Source organism: Candidatus Thiosymbion oneisti, from assembly GCF_900092655.1.
Classification (GTDB): Bacteria; Pseudomonadota; Gammaproteobacteria; order Chromatiales; family Chromatiaceae; genus Thiosymbion; species Thiosymbion oneisti.
Window position 1 is genome coordinate 1 of the sequence record NZ_FLUY01000092.1, and the last position, 8,543, is coordinate 8,543.

Genomic DNA, 8,543 nt, shown 5'->3' on the forward strand with positions numbered 1-8,543 from the left:
CGTGGCTGAGGTTCGATGCGGCCGCGCCGCTTTGCCGGCGCACTCCAAAGCAGTCCGGAATCCATAAAGAGCCTTAATATTTAAATGATTTGTTGGGCACGCCGCCGTCCCTGGCGGCTTTGCCCAACCTACGAGCTTCGCCCCTCTCCCACTGGCAGAGGGAATGCAGCACGTGGCGTGCCCAACCTACTGCTAGTGGCGATGTTTCCATTTAAACCTTAACCACTACCCGCCATGAATCTTCCTGAAGTCAAGATCGAGCGTCCGGGTGTTCTGGGTTGGCGGGAGCGCTTGGTCCTCTACGCCAAGCTGGTGCGTCTGGACCGGCCCATCGGCATTTTCCTGCTCATGTGGCCTGCCCTGTGGGCGCTCTGGATTGCAGGGGAGGGAAACCCGCCCTGGGGGATCCTGCTCGTTTTCGTGGCCGGAGTCGTCCTGATGCGCTCCGCGGGCTGCGCCATCAACGACTTCGCGGATCGGGATCTCGACGGCCAGGTCACCCGCACCCGGGGACGGCCGCTTGCGGCTGGTCTCATTGATCCCAGGGAGGTCCTGGGGGTGTTCCTGGTACTGAGCCTGGCCGCCTTTGCTTTGGTCTTGCTTCTCGATTGGCGGACCGTTGCCCTGTCGGTAGTCGCCCTGGGACTTGCCGTCGTTTATCCCTTCATGAAACGCTATATGCACGTGCCCCAGCTGTTCCTGGGGGCGGCATTCGGCTGGGCCGTGCCCATGGCCTTCACCGCCGTCACCGGATCGGTGCCCGCGTCGGCCTGGCTGCTGTTCGGCGCTGCGGTGGCCTGGGCCCTGGTCTACGATACCCAATATGCCATGGTGGATCGGGAGGACGACCTGAAGGTCGGAATCAAATCTACCGCCATCCTCTTTGGTCGTTATGATCGCCTGATCATTGGCCTGTTGCAGGTGTTGCTGCTGGGCCTGTTGGCCTACGTGGGATATCTGGCAGGGCGGGGCGCCTGGTATGCCGTCGGCCTCAGCGTCGCCGCTACCTTGGCCGTGCGTCATCAGTATCTGATACGGAACCGTGAGCCCGCGGCTTGCTTCCGGGCCTTCCTTGACAATAATTATCTGGGGATGGCCGTGTTTCTCGGATTGGCTGCGGACTATGCCCTGGGCTGGCAATCCTGAATGATTTGACGCGGTTTGGGGGAAAGATACGTTCGCTGCCTGCCTGTGTGTTCCTGCACACAGCATAATAGATGTGGATGTTGGGCTACGGGCAGTGGCGCCGATGTCGGCGTCTTAACGCAGCCTACCTAGGTGAAACGGGGTACTAGGGACTCATCCAATCTAAGGATGATGGGGTTGCCGGTCTCCGGCCAAACAGAGGAGAAACGAAAGCGATGAGAATGAGAATGAACGCCTTACTGGGAGTGGCCTTTGGCGTGCTGATTGCGGTCCGTGCCTGGGCCATCGATGAGGGGATCGACTATACCGAGCTGGCCAGGCCCCAACCTACCGAGAGCGGGGAGAAGATCGAGGTCCTGGAGGTCTTCATGTACAGCTGCCCGCATTGCTTCTATCTGGAGCCGACACTCGAGGAATGGCTCGCGACCAAGCCCGAGAACGTCGAGTTCAAGCGCATGCCGGTGATTTTCAATGCCAGGGTTGAGCCCCACGCCAAGGCCTATTACGCCGCGGAGCAGATCGGGAAGGGCGAACAGTTCCACTTGCCCCTGTTTCGCGCCCTGCATGAGGACAAACAGGCCATCTGGGACGAGGATGCCCTGGTGACCTTCGCCGAGGCGCAGGGCATCGACGGGAAAGCATTCCGCGCTGCCTACAACTCCTTTTCCGTCAATATGCAGGTGCAGCAGGCACGGGAGAGTGCTAAAGGCTTCGGCATCGACAGCGTACCCACGGTGATCGTCAACGGCAAATACCGCACCAGCCCTGCCCAGGTCGGCAGCAGGAAAAAGATGGTCCAGGTAATCGACTACCTGATTGGAATCGAGGTCGGTCAGCCGAAGGCTGAAGAGGCTGAGCGAGCGGTATCCTCAAAGAAAAGTCAAACCGATTGAGCGGTGTTTCGGTAGCGTCCTGTTGCGTTACGCCGCGTTCGGCGCTGTCGCTGTGCTTCGGGATCGGACAGTGCGCCTAACCCAACCTACACTCAATGCGAGGTCCGCGCGGGCAGGCCGCGCGAGGGGTCATGTGAGTGTAGGTTGCGTTAAATGTCGGCACTGACCTGGCAGACGATCAGCCCGTAGGATGCGATGAGCGTCTGCCTACCCGGTTTGGATCTTTGAGCGTCGTAACGCAACCCATCCGGTCCCCTGAACGGCGCCAAATCATTCGGGATTGCTAGAAACGCAGACCCAGCAGCAGACCGGCGGTGAAGGAAGCGGCGCTGGAGAGATTATCGGCAATGAAATCTTTCAGCGCCCCGCTATATGCCGTCAGCCAGTCGACGAAGCTGTCATAGTTCGACTCCATCCCGGCCCAATTGACCTCGATGATGCCGCTGTACTGGAGGCTGAACAGCAAGACCAGCAGCAAACCACCCACGACCAGCGCGATCTTGAAGGCGACCTTGAGGGCATAGCCGACGGCCAGACCCACCATAAAAGAGAAGCCGAGCCGAAGGAAGAATCCGGACGAGAAGAGGTCAGCTTCTCCTGCCGCCGGCGCCGTTGGAGGTGAAGGAGGCGATGCCGGTTGTGTTTGCAGGATACCGTCAAGCATCAGCATAGTCCCCTTCGATGGTGCGGAAAACTACCCTAACCTTAACGGCTTTTCCGCAGGGGATCAACGCACGTGCCAACCTTGGGCGGAGGGGACACAACCAACCGCGAACCCACGTAGGATGGGCAAAGCAAGCGTCCATCAAACTGATCTCAAGGTTTCAGTCATTCCGCGGAGATTTCCGCACCGTGGCTGTTGGTTAGGATGCACCAAGCGAAGCGTGCCCATCGAATCTCCGAATCGGAATCGGAACACTAAATATCAGCACCATCTAATCATCCGGGACCTGACAGGTAGCTGCAAAGGTATCGGGTCTCGATCAAGCGTATCGAGTGGCCGCGAGCTCCAGGTAATAGCGGTGGAGGTGGTTCACCTGCTCTTCGAGCGCTTGCGGATCGCCGCTGTTGTCGATGATGTCGTCCGCGCCTTCCAGGCGCTGGGATCTGGGTACTTGGCTGTCGATGATGCGTTGGATCTCCGCCACATCCAGACCGCTCCTGTGCCGGACACGGCGTATCTGCTCCGATTCGGGAAGATCCACCACCAGTATGCGGTCGGCGAGCGCCGTCTGCCCGGCCTCGAACAAGAGGGGGATCTCCAGCACGGCATAGGGTGCCGAGAGCTTTGCCAACCGCCGTTGCATTTCCAAGACGATCCGCGGGTGCAGGATCGATTCGAGACGCGCGCGTGCCGCGGTGTCCGAGAAGACCAGGGCGCGCATGGCGGCCCGATCCAAGTGTCCGGCGGCGTCGATGAAACGGGCGCCGAATGCCTCCGCGATCAGATCCAGGACCGGGTTGCCCGGGGCCGTAAGATCGCGGGATATGGCATCGGCATCGATAACGGGCACCCCGATCCCGCCCAAGCGGACGGCGACGCTGGATTTGCCGCTGCCCACCCCCCCGGTCAGGGCTACGACCAACATATGTGAGTATCCTCGTATCGGAAACGTTACCCAAACCAACTGGTTTCTGTTGTAGCTGTAAATGACTATGCTTATTTAGTTCCGTATGTAGAATCGGAAGAGAGTATTTTTCTAAAAACAATTATACCTACTATAATTTAACGACTATCCAGGCTTGATCTTGGGGGTACACCTATACGCGATCTTTATTTTGGTCTCCGGCTGTTCGTGGTGATAACACTCGGCTCCTCCCAGCTGGCGGCAGAGCAGCCGAGTGCCAGCGTAAATGATGAGCCGCTACGCGAAAACTGGGCGCCGAGCGAATGGGGCGCCCAAGACAAGATCGGTGCGGCAAATCGGATTACCCCGGCGGTTGTCCTGCGTGCGGTCGGCCTTGTCAAGCAGGGCAAGGTGGTCACGCTGGGAAAGGTCTATGCCCAGGATATGCCGACATTCGGCAGACGGAGCTGGCGCATGATGATTCCCGGACTACCGACCGGCGGCCCTTTCGGACCGCAGCGACTCGTCTATAACGACGAGTATGTCGCGGCCGAGCTGGGGCAGATCGGCACCCAGTTCGACGGGCCGGGGCATATTGGTGTGCAGACCTCGCAAGGCAAATTTTTCTACAACGGCCGGTTTCTTGAAGATGAGAATATCACTGCCTACGGGTTAGGTCCGTTAGGCGTCGAGTTTGTAGCCGAAAAGGGCTTCGTGTGTCGAGGTGTCGTGCTGGATGCCGTGGCGCTGCGCGGCTGTCGATTGCCGATTCCTGAAAGCAATGATGCCGAGGATCCGGGTATCGTTACCGATACCGATGTCCGCACCATGCTCAAACAGCAGGGCCTGAATCAAATCAACCCAGGCGATTGTGTCTTTCTGTATACCGGCCACGGTGATCTGTGGCATCCGACGGACTGGGACAGTTTCGATGCCGCCGAGAAAGCGCGACGGGTGGCGGCATTCAATGCAGGTACACCAGGATTTGGAATTTCCGCTTGCGAGTACCTTGCTGAACGCGGGATCAGCCTGAACGGGTCTGACAGTTTGTCTATCGAGGCCGTGCTGAGAGATTTCACCGGCGAGAATCGACAACCCTTTGAATGTCACATTCGCCTGCAAACAAAACGTGGCATCTGGGGCCTGGAGAATCTCGATCTGAGCAAGCTGATCGCCGACAAGATCTATGAGTTCCTATTCGTTTACGCACCACTCAAGATCAAGGGCGCTACAGGATCGCCCGGCAATCCGGTTGCAATCTATTAGCCCATCTCATAGGGTCTCGATAAAACTATGAAGGGGAATTTATGATGGCGATTTCTCATCAAGAAATTTCGGAAGATTTCCAGGATTTCCTGGAAAAGAAATGCACTTCCAGGTTGAGCCGAGGAAACCTGAGGCTTCAGCGGGGGCGCTTCCTGTCCACCGTTGAGCAGCAGCAGAGAAAGCGGGAGCATCCCAAAAAGCTACAAGAGTTGAATCAATTTTTGTCCAAAAAGAGGTAATCCTGGCTCTCTTACGGATTGCGGGGGGATGGGAAAGGAACCATCCTTTTTTCAGCAATCCTGAATGATTCGGCGCTGTTTGGGGGACCGGAGGGGTTGCGTTACGACGCTCAAAGGCTCGCTGATCGACTGTGGTGCCGGTGCCGGCGTCTTAACGCAACCTACCCATGGGTCCCCCGCCGTGCGGCCGGCCCGCGCGGACCTCGCTTTGTGTGTAGGTTGCGTTAAGCCGCGCGCGAAAACGCTTAGGAGGCACGGCGTTGAACGCGGCGCAACGCAACACGACGCTAATCAGACGTTGGGAGTGATCTAATGAGCAACCATCAAAAAATTATCGAAGCGGCCTTCGACAAAGGATCCGATCTATCGCCACGCAACGTGGAAACGGAGCTGTACGATGCGGTCTTCGCGACCATCGATCGACTGGATAAGGGCGCACTGCGGGTCGCCGAGAAGCGTGACGGTGATTGGATCGTCAACGACTGGGTGAAGAAGGCGGTGCTGCTCTCGTTTCGCATCCGGGATAACCGGCTCATTACGGGCGGTTACGCCGATTACTATGACAAGGTGACCCCAAAGTACGCCCGCCGTAATCCCCCCTATGACTTCCCCACCGAGGGCGTCCGCATCGTACCGCCGGCCACCGCCCGCCACGGCGCCTACATCGCGCCCGGCTGCGTGCTCATGCCCTCCTACGTGAACATCGGGGCCTACGTGGACTCAGGCACCATGGTGGATACCTGGGCCACGGTCGGCTCCTGCGCCCAGATCGGCAAGAAGGTGCACTTATCCGGCGGCGTCGGGATCGGCGGGGTGCTCGAACCGGTCCAGGCAACACCCACCATCATCGAGGACAACTGCTTCATCGGCGCCCGCTCGGAGATCGTCGAGGGGGTCATCGTCGAAGCAGGTGCCGTCATCTCCATGGGCGTCTACATCGGCAAGAGTACCAAGATCTACAACCGCGAGACCGGCGAGATCGGGTTCGGTCGAGTCCCCCGCGGCGCCGTGGTGGTCCCCGGCAGCCTGCCGGCCAAAGACGGCAGCCACAGCCTCTATTGCGCCGTCATCATCAAACAGGTCGACGAGCAGACCCGCAGTAAGGTAGAGATCAACGAGCTCTTGAGGGACTGATGTCCGCTACGCTGGAGCTCGCCGCCGAGCTGATCCGTCGTCCCTCGATAACACCCGAGGACGCGGGCTGTCAGGCACTCCTGTGCGAGCGGCTCGCGGATCTGGGATTCGAGATCGAGCCCCTACCCTGCGGCGAGGTGACGAACTGCTGGGCCCGCCGTGGCGATGCCAGGCCCCTGTTCTGCTTCGCTGGCCACACAGATGTGGTGCCGACCGGACCACTGGAGCAATGGACCTCGGACCCGTTCGACCCGGTGGTCCGCGCTGGCCGGCTCTACGGCCGCGGCGCCTGCGACATGAAGGGGTCCCTCGCGGCCATGATCACCGCCACCGAGGGGTTCCTCGCCGAGCACCCGGACCCGGCCGGCTCCATCGCCTTTCTGATCACCAGCGATGAAGAAGGCCTGGCCCGGGACGGGACCCTAAAGGTGGTAGAAAGGCTCGAATCCCGGGGGGAGAAGATCGACTATTGCCTGGTGGGAGAGCCATCCAGCGACCAGCGGCTGGGGGATATGATCAAGAACGGAAGACGCGGCAGCATCAGCGGCCAGCTTATCGTGCATGGCAAACAGGGACACGTGGCCTATCCCCAGCGGGCCAAAAATCCCCTGCATGCCTGCGCACCGGCACTCGCCGAGCTGGTCAACCAGGTCTGGGACCAGGGGAATGCCTGCTTTCCGCCGACCAGCCTCCAGGTCGTCAATCTCAACATGGGCACGGGTGCGGACAATGTCATCCCCGGTCGGCTCGAGGCCCAGTTTAATCTACGTTTTTCCACCGAGCTCGACGCGGACGACATCAAGCGCCGGGTCGCGACCATCCTCGACCGGGGGGGCTTCGACTACGACCTCGACTGGCGTCTCTCCGGCAATCCATTCCTGACCCCCGAGGGGGTCCTGGTGGACGCGACGCGCGCCGCCATCGCCGAGATCACAGGGATAGAACCCCAACTCTCGACCGCCGGCGGGACCTCGGATGGCCGCTTCATCGCACCGACCGGGGCCCAAGTGTTAGAGCTTGGCCCGGTCAATGCCACCATCCATCAGATCGACGAGTGCGTCGATGTACAGGATTTGACACGGCTCTCGCGCATCTACGGCCGCATTTTGGACAAGCTGCTCGTTCGAGGTTAGCAATCAAGGCGGAAGGTCGCCGAACTCGTGCGGTTAAACGACCTATCGTCTTTCGGCGAGGGCAGAGGCGGACCTCACAGACATCCGGATCCACTCTGCGGAGCAGTGGGGCCTCGACCAAACCGATCGCTACATAGATGCCCTCCTGCGGTTGAACAATTACGAAGGTTCACCTTAATGGCGTTGCAATGAATCCTCCCCGCCCCTTGAAGGGTGTCGCAAAAGCCCCTCTCCCGCCGGGAGAGGGGTTGGGGAGAGGGGGTCAAAGGGCGAAGATCAGTGCCTTTTGCGACTCCGACCAAGAAAGAAAAACGGATTACTTTCATGACCCCTCTTCATCGATCGCTCGGATGCTTATCGTTGGAGGCCGTTCCCCCTGTCGACTATTGGCATTCGGCGGCCCATCCACCCGGTTTATCCCCAGGTGGGCTGCATCTGTGGAAGATCTGCACCGGATGCGAGGGTGCGCCGCTTGCGCAGCTGTGGCCTCTGTTGTCTCAACGGGAGTCCGAGCGGGTCGCGAAGCTGAGGTTCGACCGCCACCGCGCACGCTATGTACGCGCCCAGGCCGGGCTGCGTATGATCTTGTCCGGTTACCTCGGCGTTGAACCCGAGGCGATTGGATTTCAATACGGCAAGGCGGGAAAACCGCTCCTCGAAGATACCGCCTCCGGTCTCGAATTTAACCTGACGAACAGCGGCGATCTGGCCCTGGTGGCCCTTTCCGTGGGCGCGCCGGTCGGTGTCGACTGCGAGCAGATACGGGACCGGGGGGATATGGTCGCCATCGCTGAGAGGATGTTCACCCCCGAGCAGGCGGCTCGAATCGCCGCCGCGACCCCGGAAGACCGACTGCAGCAGTTTCACATTGCCTGGACGGCTCTCGAGGCCCAGGTCAAGGCAGACGGTCGTGGTCTCCTCGATCGTCACCAGCCAGCGGCTCAGGATGCCCTGCAGATCGAGCACTGCGTACCCGAGCCCGGGTTCATCGCTGCCGTGGCGCGCGGACGGCTGCCGCCGGTGGGGGAGTGGGTCACCATGACCTTGAGTGCCGACTGATATCGCGTCACGCATGAATAGTTCGGTGCAATAGAGTTGTTCCCGATGTGAGTCTTTAAAAATCAATCGGTTATATTGGAACATGAGGCCGATACGGTGGTCGTT

8 protein-coding genes are annotated in these 8,543 nt (G+C 59.9%); 6 read left to right on the top strand and 2 right to left on the bottom strand.

The window, feature by feature from the left end:
• The first annotated feature begins 234 nt into the window (after positions 1-234).
• Together ubiA and BQ17_RS00895 are read left to right on the top strand one after the other, a co-directional pair.
• Entirely contained in the window at positions 235-1,146 is a 912-nt protein-coding gene (gene ubiA, locus BQ17_RS00890; RefSeq protein WP_089723878.1) for a 4-hydroxybenzoate octaprenyltransferase, read from the top strand.
• 227 nt (positions 1,147-1,373) lie between these two features.
• A complete protein-coding gene (locus tag BQ17_RS00895; protein WP_256091429.1) occupies positions 1,374-2,039 on the top strand; it encodes a thiol:disulfide interchange protein DsbA/DsbL in 666 nt (221 codons plus the stop codon).
• Between the two features lie 283 nt (positions 2,040-2,322).
• Here the strand turns inward: BQ17_RS00895 and BQ17_RS00900 are convergent, their stop codons facing one another.
• A complete protein-coding gene (locus tag BQ17_RS00900; protein WP_089723885.1) occupies positions 2,323-2,703 on the bottom strand; it encodes an FUN14 domain-containing protein in 381 nt (126 codons plus the stop codon).
• Between the two features lie 319 nt (positions 2,704-3,022).
• Positions 3,023-3,628, bottom strand: coding sequence for a dephospho-CoA kinase (gene coaE / locus BQ17_RS00905; RefSeq protein ID WP_089723880.1), 606 nt, complete (start codon positions 3,626-3,628; stop codon positions 3,023-3,025).
• Between the two features lie 207 nt (positions 3,629-3,835).
• Here coaE and BQ17_RS00915 point away from each other — a divergent pair, with 207 nt between their 5' ends.
• From BQ17_RS00915 to BQ17_RS00935, 4 genes are all read left to right on the top strand, one after another.
• The gene (locus BQ17_RS00915; RefSeq protein WP_218067991.1) at positions 3,836-4,873 is read left to right on the top strand and encodes a cyclase family protein; all 1,038 of its coding nucleotides are present in this window, start codon (positions 3,836-3,838) and stop codon (positions 4,871-4,873) included.
• 551 nt (positions 4,874-5,424) lie between these two features.
• Positions 5,425-6,246: a 2,3,4,5-tetrahydropyridine-2,6-dicarboxylate N-succinyltransferase gene (dapD, locus tag BQ17_RS00925; RefSeq protein WP_089723882.1), complete on the top strand. Its 822-nt coding sequence runs from the start codon at positions 5,425-5,427 to the stop codon at positions 6,244-6,246.
• Complete coding sequence (gene dapE, locus BQ17_RS00930) at positions 6,246-7,379, top strand: succinyl-diaminopimelate desuccinylase (RefSeq protein WP_089723883.1); 1,134 nt, start codon at positions 6,246-6,248, stop codon at positions 7,377-7,379. Before dapD ends, dapE begins: the two co-directional genes overlap by 1 nt.
• Before the next feature lie 324 nt (positions 7,380-7,703).
• Positions 7,704-8,438, top strand: coding sequence for a 4'-phosphopantetheinyl transferase family protein (locus BQ17_RS00935; RefSeq protein ID WP_089723884.1), 735 nt, complete (start codon positions 7,704-7,706; stop codon positions 8,436-8,438).
• Positions 8,439-8,543: the final 105 nt, after the last annotated feature.

Coding starts and splice junctions, on each gene's coding strand:
- BQ17_RS00900 (WP_089723885.1), bottom strand. CDS start 2,703: ATGCTTGACGGTATCCTGCAAACACAACCGGCATCGCCTCCTTCACCT.
- coaE (WP_089723880.1), bottom strand. CDS start 3,628: ATGTTGGTCGTAGCCCTGACCGGGGGGGTGGGCAGCGGCAAATCCAGC.
- ubiA (WP_089723878.1), top strand. CDS start 235: ATGAATCTTCCTGAAGTCAAGATCGAGCGTCCGGGTGTTCTGGGTTGG.
- BQ17_RS00935 (WP_089723884.1), top strand. CDS start 7,704: ATGACCCCTCTTCATCGATCGCTCGGATGCTTATCGTTGGAGGCCGTT.
- BQ17_RS00895 (WP_256091429.1), top strand. CDS start 1,374: ATGAACGCCTTACTGGGAGTGGCCTTTGGCGTGCTGATTGCGGTCCGT.
- dapE (WP_089723883.1), top strand. CDS start 6,246: ATGTCCGCTACGCTGGAGCTCGCCGCCGAGCTGATCCGTCGTCCCTCG.
- dapD (WP_089723882.1), top strand. CDS start 5,425: ATGAGCAACCATCAAAAAATTATCGAAGCGGCCTTCGACAAAGGATCC.